22 protein-coding genes are annotated in these 23,079 nt (G+C 70.3%); 15 read left to right on the forward strand and 7 right to left on the reverse strand.

Translation table 11 applies throughout. From position 1 onward, the window contains the following. The first annotated feature begins 121 nt into the window (after window positions 1-121). The 7 genes from AB0F56_RS13180 to pstB all read left to right on the forward strand — a co-directional run bounded on the left by AB0F56_RS13180 (window position 122) and on the right by pstB (window position 8,286). Window positions 122-2,473 carry an RNA degradosome polyphosphate kinase gene (locus AB0F56_RS13180; RefSeq protein WP_362007786.1) on the forward strand — a complete coding sequence of 784 codons (2,352 nt, stop codon included), beginning with the start codon at window positions 122-124 and terminating at the stop codon, window positions 2,471-2,473. Further along, window positions 2,460-3,545 carry a CHAD domain-containing protein gene (locus tag AB0F56_RS13185; protein WP_362007789.1) on the forward strand — a complete coding sequence of 362 codons (1,086 nt, stop codon included), beginning with the start codon at window positions 2,460-2,462 and terminating at the stop codon, window positions 3,543-3,545. Before AB0F56_RS13180 ends, AB0F56_RS13185 begins: the two co-directional genes overlap by 14 nt. After that, complete coding sequence (locus AB0F56_RS13190) at window positions 3,542-3,958, forward strand: NUDIX hydrolase (protein WP_362007791.1); 417 nt, start codon at window positions 3,542-3,544, stop codon at window positions 3,956-3,958. Before AB0F56_RS13185 ends, AB0F56_RS13190 begins: the two co-directional genes overlap by 4 nt. Window positions 3,959-4,179: 221 nt before the next feature. Continuing rightward, complete coding sequence (pstS, locus tag AB0F56_RS13195; RefSeq protein ID WP_362007794.1) at window positions 4,180-5,316, forward strand: phosphate ABC transporter substrate-binding protein PstS; 1,137 nt, start codon at window positions 4,180-4,182, stop codon at window positions 5,314-5,316. 112 nt (window positions 5,317-5,428) lie between these two features. Continuing rightward, a complete protein-coding gene (gene pstC, locus AB0F56_RS13200) occupies window positions 5,429-6,406 on the forward strand; it encodes a phosphate ABC transporter permease subunit PstC (RefSeq protein ID WP_362007797.1) in 978 nt (325 codons plus the stop codon). Beyond that, window positions 6,403-7,482 (forward strand): phosphate ABC transporter permease PstA, encoded by a 1,080-nt coding sequence (gene pstA, locus AB0F56_RS13205; RefSeq protein ID WP_362007799.1) that lies wholly within the window; start codon window positions 6,403-6,405, stop codon window positions 7,480-7,482. Before pstC ends, pstA begins: the two co-directional genes overlap by 4 nt. Window positions 7,483-7,509: 27 nt before the next feature. Beyond that, window positions 7,510-8,286 carry a phosphate ABC transporter ATP-binding protein PstB gene (gene pstB, locus AB0F56_RS13210; protein ID WP_362007802.1) on the forward strand — a complete coding sequence of 259 codons (777 nt, stop codon included), beginning with the start codon at window positions 7,510-7,512 and terminating at the stop codon, window positions 8,284-8,286. A 208-nt stretch (window positions 8,287-8,494) separates the two neighbouring features. On the opposite strand, the gene AB0F56_RS13215 is transcribed toward pstB, so the two are convergent. Continuing rightward, window positions 8,495-9,493, reverse strand: coding sequence for an inorganic phosphate transporter (locus AB0F56_RS13215; RefSeq protein WP_362007804.1), 999 nt, complete (start codon window positions 9,491-9,493; stop codon window positions 8,495-8,497). A gap of 6 nt (window positions 9,494-9,499) precedes the next feature. After that, window positions 9,500-10,120 carry a DUF47 family protein gene (locus AB0F56_RS13220; protein ID WP_362007807.1) on the reverse strand — a complete coding sequence of 207 codons (621 nt, stop codon included), beginning with the start codon at window positions 10,118-10,120 and terminating at the stop codon, window positions 9,500-9,502. Window positions 10,121-10,313: 193 nt separating this feature from the next. Between AB0F56_RS13220 and AB0F56_RS13225 the strand changes: the two genes are divergently transcribed. Then, complete coding sequence (locus AB0F56_RS13225; RefSeq protein ID WP_361960305.1) at window positions 10,314-10,664, forward strand: metal-sensitive transcriptional regulator; 351 nt, start codon at window positions 10,314-10,316, stop codon at window positions 10,662-10,664. A 38-nt stretch (window positions 10,665-10,702) separates the two neighbouring features. On the opposite strand, the gene AB0F56_RS13230 is transcribed toward AB0F56_RS13225, so the two are convergent. The 5 genes from AB0F56_RS13230 to AB0F56_RS13250 form a co-directional block, all read right to left on the reverse strand. Continuing rightward, entirely contained in the window at window positions 10,703-10,906 is a 204-nt protein-coding gene (locus AB0F56_RS13230; protein WP_362007809.1) for a hypothetical protein, read from the reverse strand. A gap of 116 nt (window positions 10,907-11,022) precedes the next feature. Next, complete coding sequence (locus AB0F56_RS13235) at window positions 11,023-11,829, reverse strand: hypothetical protein (RefSeq protein ID WP_362007811.1); 807 nt, start codon at window positions 11,827-11,829, stop codon at window positions 11,023-11,025. A 296-nt stretch (window positions 11,830-12,125) separates the two neighbouring features. Continuing rightward, window positions 12,126-12,842 (reverse strand): phosphatase PAP2 family protein, encoded by a 717-nt coding sequence (locus AB0F56_RS13240; protein ID WP_362007814.1) that lies wholly within the window; start codon window positions 12,840-12,842, stop codon window positions 12,126-12,128. A 157-nt stretch (window positions 12,843-12,999) separates the two neighbouring features. After that, entirely contained in the window at window positions 13,000-13,980 is a 981-nt protein-coding gene (locus AB0F56_RS13245; RefSeq protein WP_362007905.1) for a bifunctional lytic transglycosylase/C40 family peptidase, read from the reverse strand. A gap of 171 nt (window positions 13,981-14,151) precedes the next feature. After that, window positions 14,152-15,021 carry an NAD(P)-binding domain-containing protein gene (locus AB0F56_RS13250; protein WP_362007816.1) on the reverse strand — a complete coding sequence of 290 codons (870 nt, stop codon included), beginning with the start codon at window positions 15,019-15,021 and terminating at the stop codon, window positions 14,152-14,154. A 103-nt stretch (window positions 15,022-15,124) separates the two neighbouring features. Between AB0F56_RS13250 and AB0F56_RS13255 the strand changes: the two genes are divergently transcribed. The 7 genes from AB0F56_RS13255 (at window position 15,125) to AB0F56_RS13285 (ending at window position 23,074) form a co-directional block, all read left to right on the forward strand. Beyond that, complete coding sequence (locus AB0F56_RS13255) at window positions 15,125-15,703, forward strand: TetR/AcrR family transcriptional regulator (RefSeq protein ID WP_362007819.1); 579 nt, start codon at window positions 15,125-15,127, stop codon at window positions 15,701-15,703. Window positions 15,704-15,971: 268 nt separating this feature from the next. Next, window positions 15,972-16,280, forward strand: coding sequence for a hypothetical protein (locus tag AB0F56_RS13260; RefSeq protein WP_260230621.1), 309 nt, complete (start codon window positions 15,972-15,974; stop codon window positions 16,278-16,280). A 74-nt stretch (window positions 16,281-16,354) separates the two neighbouring features. Next, window positions 16,355-17,197: a hypothetical protein gene (locus AB0F56_RS13265; RefSeq protein ID WP_362007908.1), complete on the forward strand. Its 843-nt coding sequence runs from the start codon at window positions 16,355-16,357 to the stop codon at window positions 17,195-17,197. Beyond that, window positions 17,187-18,554: a hypothetical protein gene (locus AB0F56_RS13270; RefSeq protein ID WP_362007822.1), complete on the forward strand. Its 1,368-nt coding sequence runs from the start codon at window positions 17,187-17,189 to the stop codon at window positions 18,552-18,554. Before AB0F56_RS13265 ends, AB0F56_RS13270 begins: the two co-directional genes overlap by 11 nt. After that, complete coding sequence (locus AB0F56_RS13275; protein ID WP_362007824.1) at window positions 18,551-20,104, forward strand: SCO6880 family protein; 1,554 nt, start codon at window positions 18,551-18,553, stop codon at window positions 20,102-20,104. Before AB0F56_RS13270 ends, AB0F56_RS13275 begins: the two co-directional genes overlap by 4 nt. Before the next feature lie 55 nt (window positions 20,105-20,159). Further along, entirely contained in the window at window positions 20,160-21,563 is a 1,404-nt protein-coding gene (locus AB0F56_RS13280) for an ATP-binding protein (protein ID WP_362007827.1), read from the forward strand. A gap of 35 nt (window positions 21,564-21,598) precedes the next feature. Then, window positions 21,599-23,074 (forward strand): type IV secretory system conjugative DNA transfer family protein, encoded by a 1,476-nt coding sequence (locus tag AB0F56_RS13285; RefSeq protein ID WP_362007829.1) that lies wholly within the window; start codon window positions 21,599-21,601, stop codon window positions 23,072-23,074. Window positions 23,075-23,079 lie beyond the last annotated feature (5 nt).

The raw sequence follows: 23,079 nt of genomic DNA on the forward strand, positions 1-23,079 counted from the left end.
CGCTCACGCAATGAAGCCCGCCGTGCCTCCTCCCGCCCAGGCGCTCCCGAAAGGGAGACTGCCCGCGCCCACGGCCCGCTCCGACGCGCCCGACCAGCCGTTCGCGCGGAAGAATGGGGCCATGAGCAAGCAGCCCGCCGAGGTCCCGGTCCAGCCGTCCCCCACCCCTTCCGCCCCGACGTCCGAGACACCCTCCGCGACGCCGGCCGCGAAGAACGCCAAGGCGTCCGCCAGGACGTCCGGGAGGAAGCCCGCGACCAGCGACAGGAAGGGCGAACCGGCCGCGCAGCCGACCGTGGGCTCGATAGCCGCGCACCGCCCCAGCACCGTCGCCGGCGCCCGTGGCTCCGACCTCGACCCCGATCTGGACGCCGACCTCGACGGCTACGAGGACGACGAGACCTCGGGCGAGCTGCCCCAGGGCCGCTTCCTCGACCGCGAGCGCAGCTGGCTCGCGTTCAACGAGCGCGTCCTCGAACTCGCCGAGGACCCCACCACGCCCGTCCTCGAACGGGCGAACTTCCTCGCCATCTTCGCGTCGAACCTCGACGAGTTCTTCATGGTCCGCGTGGCCGGTCTCAAGCGCCGCATCGCCACCGGTGTCGCCAACCGCTCCGCCTCCGGCCTGCAGCCCCGCGAGGTCCTGGAGCTGATCTGGACCCGCTCGCGCGAGCTCATGGCCCGGCACGCCGCCTGCTACCAGCAGGACGTCGCCCCCGCCCTGGCCGACGAGGGCATCCACCTCATCCGCTGGCCCGAGCTGACCGAGAAGGAGCAGGCGCGCCTCTTCACCCTGTTCCGCCAGCAGATCTTCCCGGTCCTCACCCCGCTGGCCGTGGACCCCGCGCACCCCTTCCCGTACATCTCCGGCCTCTCCCTCAACCTGGCCGTCGTCGTACGCAACCCGGTCAGCGGCCACCGCCACTTCGCCCGCGTCAAGGTGCCGCCGCTGCTCTCCCGCTTCCTGGAGGCCTCCCCGCAGCGCTACGTCCCGCTGGAGGACGTCATCGCCGCGCACCTGGAGGAGCTCTTCCCCGGCATGGAGGTGCTGGCGCACCACATGTTCCGGGTGACCCGGAACGAGGACCTGGAGGTCGAGGAGGACGACGCCGAGAACCTGCTCCAGGCCCTGGAGAAGGAGCTCCTGCGCCGCCGCTTCGGCCCGCCCGTCCGCCTGGAGGTCGAGGAGTCCATCGACCCGTACGTCCTCGACCTGCTCGTCCGCGAGCTGAAGATCTCCGACGCCGAGGTCTACCCGCTGCCCGGCCCGCTCGACCTCACCGGCCTCTTCGGGATCGCCTCCCTCGACCGGCCCGAGCTGAAGTACCCGAAGTTCGTCGCCGGCACCCACCGGGACCTGGCCGAGGTCGAGTCGGCCTCCGCGCCCGACATCTTCATGGCGCTGCGCGAGCGGGACGTGCTGCTTCACCACCCGTACGACTCCTTCTCCACCTCCGTCCAGGCCTTCCTGGAGCAGGCGGCCGCCGACCCGGACGTCCTCGCGATCAAGCAGACGCTGTACCGGACCTCCGGCAAGTCGCCGATAGTCGACGCGCTGATCGACGCCGCCGAGAGCGGCAAGCAGGTCCTCGTCCTCGTCGAGCTCAAGGCCCGCTTCGACGAGCAGGCCAACATCAAGTGGGCGCGGAAGCTGGAGGAGGCCGGCTGCCACGTCGTCTACGGCCTCGTCGGGCTGAAGACGCACTGCAAGCTGTCGCTCGTGGTCCGCCAGGAGGGCGACGTCCTGCGCCGTTACTCGCACGTCGGCACCGGCAACTACCACCCGAAGACGGCTCGGCTCTACGAGGACCTCGGTCTGCTCACCGCCGACCCGCAGGTCGGCGCCGACCTCTCGGACCTGTTCAACCGGCTCTCCGGCTACTCCCGCCGCGAGACCTACCGCCGGCTGCTCACCGCGCCGAAGTCGCTGCGCGACGGGCTCGTCTCCCGGATCCACAAGGAGATCGCCCACCACCGCGCGGGCCGCCCGGCGTACGTCCGGATCAAGGTCAACTCGATGGTCGACGAGGCCATCATCGACGCCTGCTACCGGGCCTCGCAGGCGGGCGTCCCCGTCGACATCTGGGTCCGCGGCATCTGCGCGATCCGCCCCGGCGTCGCCGGCCTCTCCGAGAACATCCGGGTCCGCTCGATCCTCGGCCGCTTCCTGGAGCACTCCCGGATCTTCGCCTTCGGCAACGGCGGCGAGCCCGAGGTCTGGCTCGGCAGCGCCGACATGATGCACCGGAACCTCGACCGGCGCATCGAGGCCCTGGTCCGGGTCGCCGACCCGGCCCACCGGGCGGCCCTGACCCGGCTCCTGGAGACCGGAATGTCCGACACCACCTCCTCCTGGCACCTCGGCCCGGACGGGAACTGGACGCGGCACGCGACCGACCCCGAAGGCCAGCCGCTGCGGCACGTCCAGGAGATGCTCATCGACGCGCGGAGGCGCCGGCGTGCACAACCCTGACCACCTCGCGGCCACCGCGGACGTCGCCTCGGGCTCCACAGGCGTCACAGGCGTCACCACAGGCGCCCCTGCCACCACAGGCGTCTCGGCGGGCGAGGTCCTCTCCCCCTATCTCCAGGCGCGCGCCGGTGACTTCCTGCGCGCCCTGCGCCTGCACACGGAGGCCGGGGCGGACACGACCGGTGCGGAGGAGGCCGCACGCGCACTACGGGCGGCCGCCCGGCGCATCGGCGGAACGCTGCACACCTTCCGGCCGCTCCTGGACGCCTCCTGGGCCGACCAGCTGCGCACGGAGCTGGCCTGGCTCTCCGGGACGCTCGCCCTGGAGCACGCCTGCACCGCCCGGCTCGTCCGCCTGGTGGACGCGCTGTCCCGCCTGTCGAGCGGCGGCAACGGCGGGCACGGAGGCGGTCACGGCATCGGCGGCCCGGTGCCGGCCGCGCGCGGCGCCGAGAGCTCCGGCCTGACCGTCGGCGCCGCCCGCGCCGGCGCCCTCCTCGAACGCCAGCTCACCCTGGCCCGTACGCGCGCCCACTCGGCCGCGCTCCAGGCGCTCGGCTCCTCCCGCTTCCACGCGGTCGCGGACGCCGTCGCGCTCCTGGCCTCCGAGGTACCGCTGGGCCCCGCGGGGGCGGCCCAGGCGGTCGAGGTCCTCGACGCGCCGGCCGCGGTCGTCGAGCGCCGCCTGCTCGACGCGGTCGGCGGCCTCCCGCTGGCCCGCGCGGCCCACCCGTACAACGCCGACGCCCTCGCCCTCGCGGCCGGCGAGACCCAGGACGCGCCCTGGCACCAGGCCCGGCTGCTGCTCCGCCTGCACCGGTACGCCTGCGAGGTCCTGCAGGGCGACGCCCCGCCCGACCCGGTCCTCGACGAGGCCGGCCGGGCCCTGAACCGGCACCGCGACGCCTCCGAGGCGGCCGCCGCCGCGGCCGGCGCGGCCCGCACCCCGCGCATCGCCCCGGCGACCGCGTACGCCCTGGGCGTCCTCCACGCGGACCAGCGCCACGAGGTCGAGGCCGCCCGGTTCGCCTTCCAGCGCGCCTGGCAGCACGCCACGGCGAGCGTGTCATGACCTCACCACCCCCGATCCTCGCAGCGGGGTGCGTGCTGTGGCGGCGCGCAGCGTCCGGAGGCGACACGGAGATCGCCGTGATCTTCCGGCCGAAGTGGGGCGACTGGTCCCACCCGAAGGGGAAGCTGAAGCAGGGCGAGGACTCGCGTGCCGGTGCCGTACGAGAAGTGCTGGAGGAGACCGGCATGACGTGCGAACTGGGCGTCGAGCTGGCCAGCGTGCGATACCGGGTGCAAGGCCGCCCCAAGGTGGTCCGCTACTGGGCGGCGGAGGCCGTCGGCGGCTGGTTCGAACCGAACCGGGAGGTGTCGCGGTTGCTCTGGCTCTCACCGACGGCCGCGCGGGCACGATTGACTCAGACCAGGGACAAGGAACTGGTCGACGCCTTCCTCACGGCGCGGGACGGCGGGTAGGCGCCATCCGACGCCACCCTCCCCAGGTCTCCGCACCCGTCCTTACGGCACGGTTCACTTTCCGTTCACTCTCAACCGTCGGCCGCTTCACCTGTTCTGCCTAATTTCGGTCGTACAGGGTGCACAGGCACAGCGCCGCGCCCTCAACCCGACACACGCCGCCGTACAACGTTCAGGACACCCGGTCCGCGGCTGGCGGCTTCTGGAAGGAACACCCGAAAGTGAAGCTTTCGCGCATGAACGGGCTTCGCGCCTCCGCGATCGGTGCCCTCGTCGTCTCCGGCGCCCTCGTCCTCTCGGCGTGTGGCTCGGACAACAACACCGGCACCCCCGCGAACGGCGAGAAGACCTCGGCCGCCGCGTCGAACATCAAGTGCGACGGCGCCAAGGGCCAGCTCCTCGCCGCGGGTTCCTCCGCGCAGAAGGGCGCGATGGACCTCTGGGTCAAGAACTTCCAGGCGGCCTGTGACGGCGTCGAGGTCAACTACCAGGCCATCGGCTCCGGCGGCGGTATCACCAAGTTCAACCAGGGCCAGGTCGCGTTCGCCGGCTCCGACTCCGCGCTGAAGGAGGAGGAGGTCGCCGAGTCCGCGAAGATCTGCAAGACCGGCAAGGGCATCAACCTCCCGATGGTCGGTGGCCCCATCGCCATCGGTTACAAGCTGGACGGCGTGGACAACCTGGTCCTGGACGCCTCCACCCTCGCCAAGATCTTCGACAACAAGATCACCAAGTGGAACGACCCGGCGATCGCCAAGCTGAACCCGGGCGCCAAGCTGCCCGACAGCTCGATCCAGGCCTTCCACCGCTCCGACGAGTCGGGCACCACCCAGAACCTGGGCAAGTACCTCTCGACGGCCGCCCCGGCCGACTGGAAGCACGACCCGAAGTCGAAGTCGTGGCCCGCCCAGGGTGGCCAGGCCGCCAACGGCTCCTCCGGTGTCGCCACCGCGGTCAAGGACGCCGAAGGCGCCATCGGCTACTTCGAGCTCTCCTACGCCACCGCCAACAAGATCAACACGGTCAGCCTGAACACCGGCGCCGCTGCCCCGGTCGCGGCCACCTCGGAGAACGCCTCCAAGGCGATCGCCGCCGCCAAGGTCAAGGGCACCGGCTCCGACATGGCGCTCTCCCTCGACTACGCCACCAAGGCCGAGGGTGCCTACCCGCTGATCCTCGTCACCTACGAGATCGCCTGCGACAAGGGCAACAAGGCGGAGACCCTGCCGACCCTGAAGGCGTTCCTCAACTACACCGTCTCCGAGGAGGGCCAGAAGGTCCTCTCCGACGCCGGTTACGCCCCGCTCCCGGCCGACATCGCGGCCAAGGTCCGCGAGATCGTCCCCACCCTGTCCTGATCCCCGGCCGGGGCCGGTCCGCCACCCACGGGTGACGGACCGGCCTCGGCATCCGGTGCACCGCCGCCAGGAGCCGTACGCACGTACCGGCTCCGCAGACCGGAGAGTCAGAATGGTTACGACAACCACACCACCCATACGAAACAGCCGCCGCGCCAAGAGCGCGACGCGCGCGGGAGACAAGATCTTCCTCGGGCTGTCCCGAGGTTCCGGCATCACCCTCCTGGTGATCATGGCCGCGATCGCGGGCTTCCTCACCTACCGCGCCGTCCTTGCCATCTCCAAGGACTCCACGAACTTCTTCACCACCTTCGAGTGGAACCCGGCCGGCGTCCCGCCGGTGTTCGGCATCGCGGTCCTCGCCTTCGGCACGATCGTCTCGTCGATCATCGCGATGCTCATCGCCGTGCCGGTCGCGATCGGTATCGCGCTCTTCATCTCGCACTACGCCCCGCGCAAGCTGGCCAAGCCGCTCGCGTACGTGGTCGACCTGCTCGCCGCCGTCCCCAGCATCATCTACGGCCTGTGGGGCGCGATCTTCCTGGTCCCGTACCTCGACGGCCTCAACAAGTGGCTGAACGAGTACTTCGGCTGGACCTACATCTTCGACAAGGCCACCGACGGCCCCGCCCGCAACCTCTTCACCGTGGGCATCCTGCTGGCGATCATGATCCTGCCGATCATCACCAACGTGACCCGTGAGGTCTTCCTCCAGGTCCCGCAGATGCAGGAAGAGGCCGCCCTCGCCCTCGGCGCCACGCGCTGGGAGGTCATCCGGATGTCGGTCATCCCCTTCGGCCGCTCCGGCATCATCAGCGCCTCGATGCTCGGCCTCGGCCGCGCGCTCGGCGAGACGATGGCCGTCGCCGTCGTCCTCTCCCCGAGCTTCCTCCTCTCGGGCCACCTCCTCGACCCGGGCGGCGGCACCTTCGCGCAGAACATCGCGGCGAAGTTCAACGAGGCCGACGGCTTCGGCCGTGACGCCCTGATCGCCTCCGGTCTGGTCCTCTTCGTCATCACGCTGCTGGTCAACGGCGCGGCCCGGTGGATCATCGGTCGCCGCAAGGAGTACTCGGGGGCCAACGCATGAGCCACAACGCCATACAGGATCGCCCGCCCGTGACCGTCGCCGTGAAGCACGATCCGCTCAGCCACGCCCGGCTCCCCAAGTGGACCCCGTTCGCCATCGCCATCGGCTCGATCGCCGCGGCCGTCGGCCTCGGCCTCGCGGCCGGCTGGCACAGCCGCATCCAGTGGGGGCTGATCGCCGCGCTGTTCTTCGTCCTCGGGACGTACGCGGTCACCTCCAAGGTCGAGGGCAGCCGTCAGGCCAAGGACCGCGTCGCGACCAGCCTCGTCTGGGTCTGCTTCGTCCTGGCCGTCATCCCGCTGCTCTCGCTGGCCTGGGTCACGATCAGCAAGGGCATCGAGGTCCTCGACCCGTACTTCCTGAGCCACTCGATGAACGGCGTCCTCGACGCCGAGGCCGGCGGCGGTGTCTACCACGCGCTGCTCGGCACGATCGAGCAGGTCGCCATCGCGACCCTGATCGCCGCGCCGATCGGCCTGCTGACCGCGGTCTACCTCGTCGAGTACGGCGGCGGAAAGCTCGCCAAGGCCGTCACCTTCTTCGTCGACGTCATGACGGGCATCCCGTCGATCGTCGCGGGCCTGTTCATCCTCGCCACCTGGAATCTGATGCTGGGCTTCGGGCCCTCCGGATTCGCCGGCGCGATGGCCCTCGCGATCCTGATGATGCCGGTCGTCGTCCGCTCCACCGAGGAGATGCTCAAGCTCGTCCCGAACGAGCTGCGCGAGGCCTCCCTCGCACTCGGCATCCCGAAGTGGCGCACGATCCTGAAGGTGGTCCTGCCCACCGCGATCGGCGGCATCACCACGGGCGTCATGCTCGCGGTCGCCCGCATCACCGGTGAGACGGCCCCCATCCTGCTCCTCGTGTTCGGTACGAAGCTGATCAACCCGAACCCCTTCGAAGGCGCCCAGTCCTCGCTGCCGCTCTACGTGTACGAGCAGTACGCGGTCGGCACCGACGCCGCAGTGTCCCGTGCATGGGGCGCCGCGCTCGTCCTGATCGCCTTCGTCATGATCCTCAACCTGGTGGCCCGCGGCATCGCCCGCTGGAAGGCCCCCAAGACCAGCCGCTGACCGCGGCCACCCTGGAAGTGAATTGATATGGCCAAGCGAATCGACGTCAGCGGCCTCTCCGCGTACTACGGCGCCCACAAGGCGATCGACGACATCTCCATGACGGTCGAGCCCCGCTCGGTGACGGCCTTCATCGGCCCCTCCGGCTGCGGCAAGTCCACGTTCCTGCGCACCCTCAACCGCATGCACGAGGTCACCCCCGGCGGCCGCGTCGAGGGCAAGGTCCTCCTGGACGACCAGGACCTGTACGGCGCCGGGGTCGACCCGGTCGCCGTGCGCCGCACGGTCGGCATGGTGTTCCAGCGCCCGAACCCGTTCCCCACCATGTCGATCTTCGACAACGTGGCGGCGGGCCTGCGGCTCAACGGCTCGTACAAGAAGTCCGAGCTCAACGAGATCGTCGAGCGCTCCCTCAAGGGCGCGAACCTCTGGAACGAGGTCAAGGACCGCCTGAACAAGCCGGGCTCCGGCCTCTCCGGCGGTCAGCAGCAGCGTCTGTGCATCGCCCGCGCGATCGCGGTCGAGCCCGACGTCCTGCTGATGGACGAGCCCTGCTCGGCCCTCGACCCGATCTCCACGCTCGCGATCGAGGACCTGATCGGTGAGCTGAAGGAACGGTTCACGATCGTCATCGTCACGCACAACATGCAGCAGGCCGCCCGCGTCTCGGACCGCACGGCCTTCTTCAACCTGGCGGCCGTGGGCCAGCCGGGCAAGCTCATCGAGCTGGACGACACGGAGCGCATCTTCTCCAATCCGTCTGTCCAGGCGACCGAGGACTACATCTCCGGCCGCTTCGGATAGAACGAGCTCCGGCCCGTGCCGACCCACCGCCGGGGGCAGCCACCATCGCCCCCGGCACCGGGTCACCACGGATCCGGGTAACGCGTCCTGCGGTGCTGCATGGCGGTGCCACCGCAAGACGAATGGGCCCGGCTCTCCCACAGGAGAGCCGGGCCCAACCATTTGTGCGACCCACGTTGTGGGCCGGGTTCCGCCGGAGCGGAACCCGTCACCCGAAGAACAGCCGCACCACGTAATAACTGAGCGCCGCGACCAACGCAGCGGCCGGCATCGTGATGAACCACCCCAGGATGATGTTCTTCGCGACCCCCCACCGCACCGCGTTCACCCGCTTCGTCGCCCCCACGCCCATGATCGCGGACGTGATGACGTGCGTCGTCGAGATCGGCGCGTGGAAGAGGAACGCCGAGCCGAACATGATCGTCGCGCCCGTGGTCTCCGCCGCGAACCCCTGCGGCGGGTCCAGCTCGATGATCTTCCGGCCGAGCGTCCGCATGATCCGCCAGCCACCCGCGTACGTACCCAGCGAGAGCATCACGGCGCACGCGATCTTCACCCACACCGGGATGTCGTCGCCCGACTGCTGCACATCGGCGATGACCAGGGCCATCACCACGATGCCCATCGTCTTCTGGGCGTCCTGCAGACCGTGGCCGAGGGCCATGCCCGCCGCCGACACCGTCTGCGCGATGCGGAAACCGCGCTTCGCCTTGTGCGGGTTGGCCTTCCGGAACATCCACAGGATCAGGCACATCACCAGGTAACCGGCGACGAGACCGACGACCGGCGAGACGAACATCGGGATGACGATCTTGTCGAGCACGCCCGACCAGATCACCTCCGTACCGCCCGCGAGCGCCGCGCCCACCATGCCGCCGAAGAGCGCGTGCGAGGAGGAGGACGGCAGACCGAAGTACCAGGTGACCAGGTTCCAGATGATCGCGCCGACGAGCGCGGCGAAGAGGATGCCCATCCCCTTGTCGCCGTGCGGCGTCTCGATCAGGCCCTCACTGACGGTCTTGGCGACCCCGCTGCCGAGGAACGCGCCGGCGAGGTTCATCACCGCCGCCATCGCCAGGGCCGCCCGCGGGGTCAGCGCCCGGGTCGAGACCGAGGTGGCGATGGCGTTCGCCGAGTCGTGGAAGCCGTTCGTATACGTGAAGCCGAGCGCGACACCGATGGTCACGATCAGCGCGAAGGTGTCCACGAAGCCTCAGGACTCCTTGACCGCGATGGTCTCCACCGTGTTCGCCACGTGCTCGAACGCATCGGCCGCCTCTTCCAGGACGTCCACGATCTGCTTGAGCTTGAGCACCTCGATGGCGTCGTACTTGCCGTTGAAGAGATGGGCGAGCAGCTTGCGGTGGATCTGGTCGGCCTGGTTCTCGAGCCGGTTGATCTCGATCCAGTACTCGGTGAGGTTGTTCATCGTCCGCAGGTGCGGCATCGCCTCGGCGGTCAGCTCGGCCGCCCGGGCCAGCACCTCGATCTGCTGCTCGACACCCTTGGGGAGTTCCTCGACGTTGTAGAGGACGACCAGGTCGACGGCCTCCTCCATGAAGTCCATGATGTCGTCGAGGGAGGAGGCGAGGGAGTAGATGTCCTCGCGGTCGAAGGGTGTGATGAACGAGGAGTTCAACTGGTGGAAGATCGCGTGGGTAGCATCGTCACCCGCGTGTTCCGCTGCCCGCATCCGCTCCGCGATCTCGGCCCGGGCGGAAGGCTCCGCTCCGAGCAGTTCCATCAGGAGTTTCGAGCCCGTGACGATGTTGTCCGCGGACGCGGCGAACATGTCGTAGAAGCTCGTCTCCCTGGGGGTCAGACGCAATCGCACGTGGGGTCCTCGGGGTGCTGGGTTTCGGTCAGGCTGATGCTAGGCGCATCATCCGGCCACGGCTAACCGGCGTCCCTTCAGTGTCGCCCATCAGGCACAGTGATCTGCACGGGCCCCCGCCCGGATCGGCGGGGATCGGTACCATATACCCACGAGGGGTATACACACCCTTTCTGGACAACGGGAGGACGCGATGACGACCACCGAGGCGGCCGAGGTCACCCCCGAAGCCTCCGCACCCACGACCGACCACGATCACGGGGTGCACGGCTACCACAAGCAGAAGGACGAGCACCTCAAGCGGCTGCGCCGGATCGAGGGCCAGATCCGCGGTCTGCAGCGGATGGTCGACGAGGACACCTACTGCATCGACATACTCACCCAGGTCTCCGCCTCCACGAAGGCCCTGCAGTCCTTCGCGCTCCAGCTCCTGGAGGAGCACCTGCGGCACTGCGTCGCCGACGCCGCGACCAAGGGCGGCGACGAGATCGACGCCAAGGTCGAGGAAGCCACGAAGGCCATCGCGCGGATGCTGCGTACCTGAGATCCCGGGGCCGCCGGCGACGGCGCCCCGGTCGACCGTCAACGGTCGGCCCGCTCCGTGACGCCCGGCTCCCTGACCACCGACTTCGTATCGACCCGCAGCACCTCGTCGATGCGGTCCGCGCTGAGCCGCTCCCCGTCGGCCGCCGACGCGGCGATGATCAGCTCACCGCACAGCTCGATCTCGGCGAGAGCGACGCGGTCCTGTTCCGTGGGCACGGTCGCGGTACTGGGCGGGGCCACGCGCGTTCACCTCTTCCTGCCGGCGTCGGTCTCCCAGCGTAGGGAGCGCGCCACGCAACGCGCATGACTAGTCCGGACCATTTGGCCATGGCCTGCGGGTGGCTTCGCGCCGCTCGCTACACCTCGATCTTCCCGGCGTAGATGTCCCCGCGACTCGGCAGCCGTACGTCGACGGGGGTGCCGAACCCGTAGAGCAGGGTCGTCGACGCGACCGCGACCGTACGGTCCTTGTTGGCGAAGCTGAACTGGTGGCGGACCTTCCGCAGCCGGCCCTCCGCGTCGAGGTACGCGTCGAAGGGCACGGAGTCCTTGGCGAACCCTTTCGCCGCCGCGGCGAGCGAGCCGCGCACCTGCGGCGAGGCGGCCCGCGCGGCCGCCCCGAGGTCGGCGACCCCGCGGTAGTGGCTGACTTTCACCCCTGCCAGGTCGACCTGGCCGACGTACGTCACGCGTTGCGCGCCGCGCAGCAGCTCGGCGGCGGCGCCCGGGTCGGTGGCCCCGCCGGTGACGAGGTTGCCGTCGTCCAGGGTGGTGGTGTCCACCCGTACCCACTTGTCGGCCGGGACGCCCGCGCCGCGGTTCTTCATGTAGAGCGCGCCGGGGACGAGGAGTTCGGTGACGGGCCGGTGCTCGTCCGCTCCGGCGGCGTCCTCGGGCAGGACGACCTGGAGCCGTCCGGTACGGCGCCGGAAGTCGTAACCACCCTCGCCCCGGATGGTGACCCGCGTCCCGCCGGTGGCCATCTCCATGCTGGTGCTCGTCTTGGCGGTGCCCGCCCGGGTCAGCACCTCGGCCGCGCCCCGCACGGTCTCGGTGGGGTCGCCGCCGGGCGCGGGGTCCTCAGGTCCGGCGCAGCCGCCGGCCATCAGTGCGGCGGCGACGGCCCACGCCCCGCCCCTGAACCCGTACCGCCGCACCACCATCGCCTGCCAACCCCCAACGCCGTACCGCTGCCTGTCCGGGACCCGCCCGATCCGCATAACGACGGCTCGGGCGACCCGTCACGCGCAGTACGGTGGATGCGTGCACGACCAAGCCCCGCCTCACGCCACCACCACGACGGAACGCGGCTCTTTCGCGGTCGCCCGATGCAGTTGTGGTTGGACCGGCCCGGCGCGAAGATCGCGGGACAAGGCCCGGACGGACGCGGCGACCCACACGGACTCGACGCGAGAGACCGTTTGAGGCAGGCGGTTTGAGGCTCAGTCCGGCTCGCGGGCTACGCCGCGAGGTCGTTGTCCTCGGGTCCTGAGCCGATCCGGGGCTCGGGGATGTCGAGCGTCTCGGGGACGGCGGACCGTGCGGCGGCGCTCCGGGAGCGGATCAGGCGGGCCCCGTGCCGGGAGCGGGCGATCGCGGTGACGAGCGGGGTCAGCAGGGCGTGGGCGACGGGGGCGAGGAGCAGCGCCACCGCCGTACCGAGGGCGATGCCGCCGATGACGTCGGTCGGGTAGTGGACGCCCATGTAGACCCGGCAGAAGCCCTCGGCGAAGGCGAGCGCGATCGCGAGGAGGCCGAGCTTGCGGTGGGCGATGAAGACCCCGACGGCGATGGCCATCGCGAGCGTGGCGTGGTCGCTGACGAAGGAGTAGTCGGTCTTGCCGGAGACGAGGACTTCGAGGCCCTGGTGGTCGTTGAACGGTCTGGGCCGCTCGACGAAGCCGCGGATGGGGATGTTGACGAGGATCGCGACGCCGGCGGCGAGCGGCGCCCAGACGAGCGAGGCGAATCCGGAGACGGAGTCGGCGAGGGTGTCGCGGCGGCGGACGCTCCACCAGGTCCAGAGCGCGACGAGGACGAGGGCGAGCATGATCCCGTACTCGCCCACGAAGCCCATGACACGGTCAAGCCAGGGCGGGGCCTGCCGCGCCAGCCCGTTGATGTCGTAGAGCAGGCTGACATCGGGGTTGGAACCATCCGATGCGAGTCCAGCCACTGCTGCCCCTTGCCTTGTCACGTGAATCGAACGAACCGTCTGACGCGTGCGTTCCGCTCACCGTCGATGATCGCCCTGACGTTACCGAAGAGTGACACGTCGTCGCAGCTCAGGGCCTGTGCTTAACGGAGAGTTCCGGCCAGGGAGCCACGGTCCGTCAGGTCTGCGGCAGATGCGTGGGCAGCGCCGCGGCGCCGTCCTTCGTCACCCTGGTGGCACCAAAATAGTCAGGCGTGTCGATCTTGTCGAAGCGGATGACGGCCCCGGTGCGCGGAGCGTCGATCATGTAGCCGCCGCCGACGTAGATGCCGACGTGCCTGATGGCGCGGGAGTTGGTCAGGTCGTCGGAGAAGAAGACCAGGTCGCCGGGGAGCAGCTCGTCGCGGGAGGGGTGGGGGCCCGCGTTGTACTGGTCGTTGGCGACGCGCGGCAGCTCGATCCCGACCGAGAGGTACGCGGCCTGGGTCAGACCGGAGCAGTCGAATCGGCCATTTTGAGCCGCGGTGCCGGTGCCGCCCCAGAGGTAGGGCGTGCCGAGCTTCTGCTGGGCGTAGTAGATCGCTCCGGCGGCCTGCCGCGAGGGCTCGACGCGGCCGACGGGCCGGGCGAAGCTCTTCTCGAGGGACCGGATGATGCGGACGTAGTTCTGCGTCTCGGTGATGCGCGGCACACCGCCGGACTTGATGACCCGGTAGGCGCCCGCGTTGTACGCGGCGAGCATGTTGTTCGTCGGGTCGCCGGGCACGTCCTTCACATAGCCGGCGAGCTCGCAGTCGTAGGTGGCGGCGGAGGGGATCGCGTCCTTGGGATCCCAGACGTCCCGGTCGCCGTCCCCGTCCCCGTCGATGCCGTGCCCGGCCCAGGTGCCGGGGATGAACTGGGCGATGCCCATGGCGTTGGCGGGCGAGACGACCCTCGGGTTCCAGCCGCTCTCCTGGTAGAGCTGGGCGGCGAGCAGGGCCGGGTTGATGGCGGGGCAGAGGTTCCCCCACCGCTGGACCAGACCCTGGTACGCGGCGGGCACGGCGCCCTTCGCCAGGGCCACGGTGCCGTTCTTGGCGTCCCCGGCGCCCCCGATGAGTCCGGCGGCGGCGGAGTACGTACCGACGACGAGCAGCGCGACGAAGCCGAGGCACATGCCGAAGACCCCACCGGCCACCAGCCAGGCCTTGCGCGCCCTACGCACCGTCAACCACCCCTGGGGTCTTGGCAGTCCATCGAGCGACAAGTCTAGGTGCGGCGCCCGCCTCGCAGGCGGGCTGCCGCCAACCGTTTCGGACAAAGTCACCGGGCATGCCGAACCGCTGAACTACCGCCCCTTGAGCACCTCCACAAGACTGGAACTGCTGGCGTCCCCGTACCCGGCGGCGACACCGCGCCGGAAGAGGTCGGCGACGGCGGCGGGGAGCGCCGCGTCGACACCGGCGTCGGTGACGGTGTGCACGACGTGTTCGGCGCTCGCGAGCCCCATGGCGAGGCGGTCGACGTCTCCTGAGTGGTCGCCGGCGTCGACGCGGGGCCCGTAGAACTCCACGAACTGCTGGAGGTCGAGCGCGCCGAGGGCGTGCGGCTGGAGGTCGGTGGCCGTGATGCCGTACGCGTCGGCGAGGGCGAGGGCCTGCCAGTAGCCGCTCAGGGAAGTCCAGAACATGACCATGTTGAGCTGGTAGTAGAGCGCGGCGAGCCCGGGGTCCTCGCCGCGGTGGTCGGTGGCCGTGAGGACTTCGAGGGTGGCGCGGTGGGCCTCGAAGACGTCGCGCGGTCCGCTGTAGAAGGTGGAGGAGCCGGGCCGGCCGATGCCGGACGGCGGCGTGAGGACCCCTCCGGTGAGCTGCACGGCCCCGCGCTCCCGTACCCAGTCCGCCGCGGCGCGCGCCCGGTCGGGGGTGTCGGAGCTGAGGTTGACGAGGACCCGCCCGGCGAGGAGGGCGGGTTCGACGCCGCCCAGCACGTCGTACACGGCCTGGTAGTCGGTGAGGCTGAGGAGGACGACCTCGTTGGCGGCGACGGCTTCGGCGGGCGAGGCCGCGAGGGCGGCACCACGGCGCACGAGCTCGTCGGCGCGGGAGGGGGTGCGGTTCCACAGGGTGACGTCGTAGCCCTGGTCGAGGTAGGCGGCGGCCATGGCGCGCCCCATGGGGCCGAGGCCGATGACGGTGACGGAGTTCTGGTGACGCATGAAAGCTCCCTAGAACGAACGCTCTATCCAGTAACGAAGGGGACGCTAGCACAGCTCTAAAACGAACGCTCTACTTAATGAGCGACCTCGCTAGAATCACCGCATGCAGACCAGCACCGTCGGCACCCGCGAGCGGATCGTCGTCGCCGCCGCCCGCCTCATCCAGCGCCAGGGCTACGTCGGCACGGGCATCAAGCAGATCGCCCAGGAGGCGGAGGCCACCCTCGGCTCCGTGTACCACTTCTTCCCCGGCGGCAAGGAGGCCGTCGCGGTCGAGGCGATGACGCACAGCCGCGAGGAGTTCGCCGCGATGCTGCGTACCGCACTGGACGGCGAGGACGACCCCGCCGCCGCGGTCGACGCCTGCGCCCGCCTCCTGGCCCGCGAACTCCGCGACTCCGGCTGGATCGACGGCTGCCCGGTCACCGCGGCCGCGCTGGAGACCCTGGGCACGGACAACGCCATCCAACGCGCCTGCGCCGAGGCGTTCCTGACGTGGCAGCGCGTCGTCGAGGACAAGCTCCTCGGCTGCGGCCTCCCCGGCCCCGAGGCCCGGGACCTCGCGGCGACGGTCATCAACACGCTGGAGGGCGCGGAGGTCACCGCGCAGGTCACGCGCTCGGAGACCCCGCTGCTCCTGGCGGGCCGTCACCTCGCGCGCCTGGTCGCGTCATACGCCTGACCAGCCGCGCCACCACCCCAAGAGTGCAACAACGACAGTCATTGCCCGGAGTCACCCTCCGTGATACACAGAGTGACCATACGCTTCCTCGCATAGAAACCGGCCACACCGTCGCAGGTCAAGACGGTCGGACCGGTCACATGTACGGGGATCGGGTAAAGAGAGCCGTCAAGCCGTCACACGCGAGCGGTTTCATCAGCGAAGATAGGGCGATGACCCATGCCATCGGGCAGGGGCGACGAACTACCCAACAGGGGCGGTGAGTTACATGTACCTGGCGGCCGAAGAGGGCGACATCACCACCATCATCGGTGGAATCGCCCCGAACTGGGGGCCTTTCGGGAGCCTGGGCAATGAAGCCAAGGTGATGATTGAGGTCGTGATGGCCGTGGCCATCCTGCTCTGTCTCGGCATCGCCATCTGGGGAGCGGCCAAGCAGCGCATCGGCGCGACCGCGCTCCGGGACACGTTCAGCGCGGAACAGGGCAAGGGCCTGATCGTGGCCGGCCTGACCGGCGTCTTCATCATCGGCTCGCTGGGGACGCTGTTCACGATCGTGTACGGCATGGCCGTCTGACGTCCGGGTCGGTTGCTTTTCCTGATGTCCAGTCTGATGTCCAGTCACCACACGGTTGAGAGGGCGTGTTCGCCATGAGCCTCGGCGACGACAACGACGGCTTCGGCGGCAGCGGCATGGGCGGCTCCGGCCAGACCCGCACACGCCTCCCCGAGGGCGGCACGGGCGACCCGTACGCCCCCGCACGCCGCCCGCGCGGCTCACGCTCACTGATCACGGCGGTCGGCGTGGTGGTCCTGCTGATCGCCGCGATCGCCTTCGCGAACAGAGGCGGCGGCGACCCGGACACGGACAACACCTCGGGCTCCACCCCCTCCTCGGGCAAACAGGCCCCCACGGCAGCGACAGGCGTCCGCCCGGTCCCGGGCAAGAACGGCACGATCCCGACGGGGTTCGCACGGGACGAGCAGGGGGCGCAGAGCGCGGCGTCGAACTATGCGGTGGCGCTGGGTTCTGACGGGATGTTCAACACCGAGCGTCGCCACGACATCGTGGGCGCGATCGCCGCTCCGAGCACCCTCGACGAGCTCCAGGCGGGATTCGACGCCGACTACTCGCAGGACTTCCTGAAGCAGATCGGGCTGACGCCGGACGGGAGCGCCCCTGCCGGGGCGACATTCGTCAGCCGCACAGTGCCGGCCGGCACGAAGGTGACGAGCTACTCCGCCGAGACGGCGGACGTCGACGTCTGGTGTGTCGGCCTCTTCGGCCTCACAGGGGAAGCGTCCACCAAGCCGGTGACCAACGGCTGGTTCACGGTCACCCTGAAGCTCGCCTGGAGCGATTCCGACTGGAAGGTCCTGTCGACCACGCAGAAGACGGGCCCCACTCCGGTCAACGGGGACAACCCGGTCTCGGGCTCGGAGGAGATCGCCGACGCGGTGAAGGAATTCGGGGGATTCACGTATGCCCGCTAACCGTCTGCGCAGCGGCCGAGCCGTTCTGCCCGTACTGGTCGCCGCCCAGGTGGCGCTCGTCGCCCTGGCGCCGCGGGCGGCAGCGGCTCCCACGCCCACACCGACCCCCAGCTCGACGCCGTCGCCCGGGGCGAGCAGCGATCCGTGCGCGCTCATCGCGGGGCCGGCCCGCGAGTACTGCACCAATGGCGAACCCGGCACCGGTGGCCGCACCACCCCCGACCCCACCGCCTCCCTCGACCCCCTCGCCTCCCTCGCCCGCGGCTGCGCCGACGCCGCCGTGTCGATCGTCGACGCGCTCTCCAAGGCCGTCAAAGAGACCGCCGACGTCGACTTCACCAACCTCGAGTTCCTCGGCCGCTACGCCATCGTCTTCGCCGCCGCCACCTTCCTCACCCTCCTCCTCTGGCTCCTCGCCGTCGCCAAGCGAGCCATCCGAGGCGTCCCCCTCACCACCGCCATCTCCGAGGCCATCGGCTTCCTCTGGCTGACCGTCCTCGCCTCCGCCTTCACCCCGCTCATCCTCTACACCGTCGTCAACGCCACCGACGCCGTCACCGAAGTCATCGCCGCCGGCACCGGTCAACAGACCGACGTCTTCTTCGGCAGCTTCAAGGAGGCCCTCCAGAAGGGCGACCAGATCGGCGGCGGGCCGATCATGCTGATCATCGTCTCGCTCGTCAGCATCCTCGCCGCCGGCGTCCTCTACCTCGAGCTCTTCCTGCGCGCCGTCATGCTCTACGTCGGCGCCCTCCTCGGCGTCGTCGTCTACTCCGGCCTCGTCGACAAGAACATGTGGGGCCACGTCCGCCGCTGGGCCGGGATCATGATCGCGATCATCCTGGTCAAGCCGGTCATCGTCATCGTCCTCGGCCTCGCCGGCGCGCTCTCCTCCGGGACCGGCCCCGACTCCTTCTCCGCCGTCGTCTCCGGGCTCGCGATCATCCTGCTCGCGATCTTCGCCTCCGCGATGATCTACCGCTTCGTCCCCGGCTTCGGCGACGAGATCGTCGCCTCCCGCAACAACCGCATCCACCGCGCCGGCGAGAACGCCGCCGCGGCCGTCCTCTCCTCCCCCGCCTCCCTCGTCTCCCAGGGCATCAAGACCCACAGCACCCGCGACAGCGGCGGCGGAGGCAACCAGAACAGCGGCGGCGCCCCACGCCCCGCCAACCCGCTCTCCGGCGGAGTCGCCGCGCACAGCAGCCGCGGCAGCGCCGGTAACGCAGGGGGCGGCGGCGGATCTGTCCCCTCCGCCGCACCCCCGCCGCGTAGCAGCAGCCCCACCTCGGGCACCCCGCACAGCAGCCGCAGGAACACCGGATCCACAGGAAGCACAGGAGGTGGAGGGCGTTGACGACCCAGTCCCAGCCGGTCGCGCCCCGCCGTACGTATCTCATCGGCCGAGCCCGGCCGAACGCGATCGTCGGCAAGAACCGTGAGACCGGCGAGATCGCCCTCATCATCGCCGGCGCCTTCCTCGGCATGATGAGCGGACTCCTCGTCCCCGCCCTGCCCCTGCGGATCGCGCTGCTCGCCGGCTTCCCCGTCCTCGCGCTCGCCGCCGTGTACGTCCCGTACAAGCACCGCACCTTCTACAAATGGTTTGAGATCAACCGCAGCTACAAGCGGTCCCTCAAGCGCGGCACCGCCTACCGCTCCGCCGCAGCCGAGGCCGGCGTACGGCTCGACGGCCGCGAGGTCGAGGTCGGCCCGCCGCCCGGCATCGGCCGGATCAACTGGCTCTCCGCCCCCTTCGGCCCCGACGAGATCGCCGTCCTCCTGCACGCCGACCGCCGCACCGTCACCGCCGCCATCGAGATCGAGGGCCCCGGCGTCGGCCTGCGCGACAGCGAGGACCAGGAAGCCCTGGTGGACCGTTTCGGCACGCTGCTCAAGCACGTCGCCAACGGAGACGGCTTCGTCACCCGCCTCCAGATGCTCGCCCGTACGCTCCCCGCCGACCCCGACGCCCACGCCAAGGACGTCGCCCAGCGCGGCGACGCACAGGCCCCCGGCTGGCTCCAGGAGTCGTACGAGCAGCTCCAGTCGATGGTCTCCACCTCCAGCGAGCAGCACCGCGCCTACCTCGTCGCGTGCATGCACTACACCCGCGAACTCGCCGCCGAGGCCAACGCCATGGCCCGCGCGGCCCGCCACACCTCCGGCGCCCGCAAGCTCGACCGCGACGCCGGCCTCGCCGTCGTCATGGCCCGCGAGCTCACCGACATCTGCGCCCGGCTCGCCGAGGCCGACATCCGCGTACGGCAGCCCCTCGGGCAGTCCCGGCTCGCGTCCCTCGTGCACTCCATGTACGACCCGGACCACCCCATCGACCACATCCAGGCGATGACGAAACGAAACGCTTGGCCCGCCGAACTCGACGCGATGGAGCCCACCTACCTCCAGGCCAAGACCCGCGAGTCCTCCACCCGCGCCCCCTGGTGCCACGCCACCGCCTGGGTGAAGGAGTGGCCGATGACCCCGGTCGGCGTCAACTTCCTCGCCCCGCTGCTCGTCCACACCCCCGACGTGATCCGTACGGTCGCGGTGACGATGGACCTCGAACCCACCGAGGTCGCCATCGAGCGCATGCTCACCGAGAAGACCAACGACGAGGCCGAGGCCTCCCGTCAGGCCAAGATGAACCGCACGGTCGACCCGCGCGACATCGCCGCGCACGGCCGGCTCGACCAGCGGGGTGAAGATCTCGCCAGCGGCGCGGCCGGGGTCAACCTCGTCGGGTACATCACTGTGTCGTCGCGCTCCCCCGAAGCCCTGGCCAGGGACAAGCGCACGATCAGGGCCTCCGCGGGCAAGTCGTACCTGAAGCTGGAGTGGTGCGACCGCGAGCACCACCGGGCCTTTGTGAACACCCTGCCGTTCGCGACCGGCATCCGCCGCTAGCCACCCGCCACTAGCCGCCAGCCACGCCACGCCAGCCGCTAAGGGGCCCGTGCACATGCGAGATCCACTCTCCGCCCTCACCGAAGCCTTCACCTCCTTCCTCTTCGGGAAGGTGGAGACGACCCGCCTGCCCGTCCGCACCTCGACCGGCCAGGCCCAGGCCGTCTACCTGCCGACGGCCGCCCCCGGCCTCGGCGACTCCGGCGTGATCATCGGCCGCGAGGTCTACAGCGGCAAGGGGTACATCTACGACCCCTTCCAGCTGTACGGCCAGCAGCTCCCGGCCCCCCACTGGCTCGTCCTCGGCGAGTCCGGCAACGGCAAGTCGGCGCTCGAGAAGACGTACGTCCTGCGGCAGTTGCGCTTCCGCGACCGACAGGTCGTCGTCCTCGACGCGCAGGGCGAGGACGGCGTCGGCGAGTGGAACCTCATCGCGCAGGAGCTGGGGATAACCCCCATCCGCCTCGACCCGATGGTCGCCGTCGACGCCGGCATCCGGCTCAACCCGCTCGACCCGTCGATCACCACGACCGGGCAGCTGGCCCTGCTCCGTACGATCATCGAGGTCGCGATGGGCCACGGCCTAGACGAGCGCTCCGGCTTCGCGCTCAAGGTCGCCCACGCGTACGTCAACGAGCACATCACCGACCGCCAGCCCATCCTGACCGACATCGTCGAGCAGCTCCGGCACCCGGAGGCGGAGTCGGCGGAGGCGATGAACGTCGACATAGACGATGTCCGCGCCTGGGGCCTGGACGTCGCGCTCGTCCTGGACCGGCTGGTCGACGGCGACCTGCGCGGCATGTTCGACGGTCCGACCACGGTCGGCATCGACCTCGACGCGCCGCTCATCGTCTTCGACCTGTCCCACATCGACCGCAACTCCATCGCCATGCCCATCCTGATGGCGATCGTCGGCGTGTGGCTGGAGCACACCTGGATCCGCCCCGACCGGAAGAAGCGCATCTTCCTGGTCGAGGAGGCCTGGCACATCATCAACAGCCCGTTCGTGGCGCAGCTGTTCCAGCGGCTGCTCAAGTTCGGCCGGCGGCTCGGCCTGTCCTTCGTCGCGGTCGTCCACCACCTCTCGGACGTCGTCGACGGCGCGGCGGCCCGGGAGGCCGCGGCGATCCTCAAGATGGCCTCCACCCGCACCATTTATGCCCAGAAAGCCGACGAGGCAAGGGCTACGGGACGGGTGCTCGGCCTGCCGAGGTGGGCGGTCGAGATCATCCCGACCCTCACCCCCGGCATCGCGGTCTGGGACGTCAACGGCAATGTGCAGGTGGTCAAACACCTCATCACGGAGAGGGAGCGGCCACTCGTCTACACCGACCGCGCCATGACGGAGTCGTCGGTCGACCCGGCCGTCGACCCGGAGCTGGAGTGGGAGACGGAACAGCGCGCCGCCCTCATGGAGCAGCAGCTCAACGACCCCTCCCGGTCGACGGTGGCGTGAGCGGGCGAACGAGCGGGCGGGCGAACGAACGAACGATGCGGAAGACCACGCAGGAACAGCGCCACGGCGGACAGCAGGGCGGCGGGCAGGGCGGGGTGCCGGACGGCCTCGTCCTCGCCCTGGTCGGCATCCCCGTCGGCCTGACGGTGCTCGTCTGGACGGCGACCGGCCTGGCCGCCCTCTTCTCCAAGGGCGCCTGGCCGGACGGAGTCACCTTCACCCGCACCCCCAAGGCCGTCCGCGCCCTGATCAGCGGCCCCCAGGACCTGCCGACCGCCTGGCCGGACACCCCGGCGGGCGAACTCTCGGGGTACGGGCTGTTCTGGGGCCTGCTCATCGGCGAGCTGATGGTGCTGGTGGTGCTCACGGTGTTCGTGGTGGGGACGCTGGCGCGGTGGAGGACGGTACGGGCGGGGAGGCGAGGGGGGACGTACGAGGAGAGGCCTGTGGAGCGTACGGAGGTCATGGCCGCGCCCGCGCCCAGGAGGCCTCTGGACGAGGCGAGGGTGACTGAGGTGGCTGAGGTCACCGAAGTGGTCGAAGTGGTCACGGCCCCGCCCCTGTCGACCCCCGCCCCTCCCGTCCCCCGCACCGGGCTCGTCTACGGCACCCCGGCCACCCGCCGCCCCGCCGCGCTCCAGGCCCTCCAGGACGCCGAGGGGGCCGTGCTCGTCGTCACCTCCGACCCGACCCTGTGGGCAGACACCAAGGACGCCCGGGGCAAGCTCGGCCCCGTCCTCGTGTACGACCCCGGTCACCTCTGCGACACCCCCGCCCGCCTCCACTGGTCCCCGTCCGCCGGCTGCGAGGACCCGGCGCGGGCGCAGGAACGGGCGGTCGCCCTCCTCGCCCCCGTACGCCCGCCGTCCCGCTTGGACGCCGCCGTGGCCGACACCGCGGAAACGCTCCTGCGCTGCTGGCTGCACGCCGCGGCCCTGGACGACCGCCCCTTCAAGCAGGTCCACCGCTGGGCGCAGGGCACGGGCGCCCACGAGCCCGTACGGATCCTCCGTACGCACCCCAAGGCGGCCCCGGGCCACGCCGGCCTCCTGGAGTCCGCGCTCACCGCGCACCCGGAACGGCGCGAGATCGCCCAGGAGTTGACCGCGCGGACGCTCTCCGCGCTCTCCTCGATCCACATCAGGGACGCCTGCACCCCGAATCGAACTGATTCGCTGACGCTGGAATCTTTCGTCGCCGAAGGGGGCACTCTCTATGTGGTCGGTGAACCGATCGAGGACCCGCGCAGCCGCCCCGGCGCGATGCCTCTGCTCACCGCCCTCACCGCAAGCGTGGTCGAGCACGGCCGCCGCATGGCCGCACGGTCATCCGACGGTCGGCTCGACCCACCACTGACCCTCGTCCTCGACGACGCCGCCGCCGTGGCCCCGCTCCCCCAACTCCCGGACCTCCTGACGACCGGCCAGGACACGGGCCTCCCCACCCTGGCCCTCCTCCGCTCCCAGGAACAGGCCCGCGCGCGCTGGCAGGAGCAGCTCCTCACGCCGTAGCCGAC

The sequence above is a fragment of the Streptomyces sp. NPDC026092 genome (assembly GCF_040638605.1).
In the GTDB taxonomy this organism is placed as follows: domain Bacteria; phylum Actinomycetota; class Actinomycetes; order Streptomycetales; family Streptomycetaceae; genus Streptomyces.

What these genes read in the sequence shown, in the direction of transcription:
- AB0F56_RS13180 (WP_362007786.1), top strand. Translation starts at nt 122, where the DNA reads ATGAGCAAGCAGCCCGCCGAGGTCCCGGTCCAGCCGTCCCCCACCCCT.
- AB0F56_RS13190 (WP_362007791.1), top strand. Translation starts at nt 3,542, where the DNA reads ATGACCTCACCACCCCCGATCCTCGCAGCGGGGTGCGTGCTGTGGCGG.
- pstC (WP_362007797.1), top strand. Translation starts at nt 5,429, where the DNA reads ATGGTTACGACAACCACACCACCCATACGAAACAGCCGCCGCGCCAAG.
- pstA (WP_362007799.1), top strand. Translation starts at nt 6,403, where the DNA reads ATGAGCCACAACGCCATACAGGATCGCCCGCCCGTGACCGTCGCCGTG.
- pstB (WP_362007802.1), top strand. Translation starts at nt 7,510, where the DNA reads ATGGCCAAGCGAATCGACGTCAGCGGCCTCTCCGCGTACTACGGCGCC.
- AB0F56_RS13225 (WP_361960305.1), top strand. Translation starts at nt 10,314, where the DNA reads ATGACGACCACCGAGGCGGCCGAGGTCACCCCCGAAGCCTCCGCACCC.
- AB0F56_RS13235 (WP_362007811.1), bottom strand. Translation starts at nt 11,829, where the DNA reads ATGGTGGTGCGGCGGTACGGGTTCAGGGGCGGGGCGTGGGCCGTCGCC.
- AB0F56_RS13245 (WP_362007905.1), bottom strand. Translation starts at nt 13,980, where the DNA reads ATGTGCCTCGGCTTCGTCGCGCTGCTCGTCGTCGGTACGTACTCCGCC.
- AB0F56_RS13250 (WP_362007816.1), bottom strand. Translation starts at nt 15,021, where the DNA reads ATGCGTCACCAGAACTCCGTCACCGTCATCGGCCTCGGCCCCATGGGG.
- AB0F56_RS13255 (WP_362007819.1), top strand. Translation starts at nt 15,125, where the DNA reads ATGCAGACCAGCACCGTCGGCACCCGCGAGCGGATCGTCGTCGCCGCC.
- AB0F56_RS13260 (WP_260230621.1), top strand. Translation starts at nt 15,972, where the DNA reads ATGTACCTGGCGGCCGAAGAGGGCGACATCACCACCATCATCGGTGGA.
- AB0F56_RS13265 (WP_362007908.1), top strand. Translation starts at nt 16,355, where the DNA reads ATGAGCCTCGGCGACGACAACGACGGCTTCGGCGGCAGCGGCATGGGC.
- AB0F56_RS13270 (WP_362007822.1), top strand. Translation starts at nt 17,187, where the DNA reads ATGCCCGCTAACCGTCTGCGCAGCGGCCGAGCCGTTCTGCCCGTACTG.
- AB0F56_RS13280 (WP_362007827.1), top strand. Translation starts at nt 20,160, where the DNA reads ATGCGAGATCCACTCTCCGCCCTCACCGAAGCCTTCACCTCCTTCCTC.
- AB0F56_RS13285 (WP_362007829.1), top strand. Translation starts at nt 21,599, where the DNA reads ATGCGGAAGACCACGCAGGAACAGCGCCACGGCGGACAGCAGGGCGGC.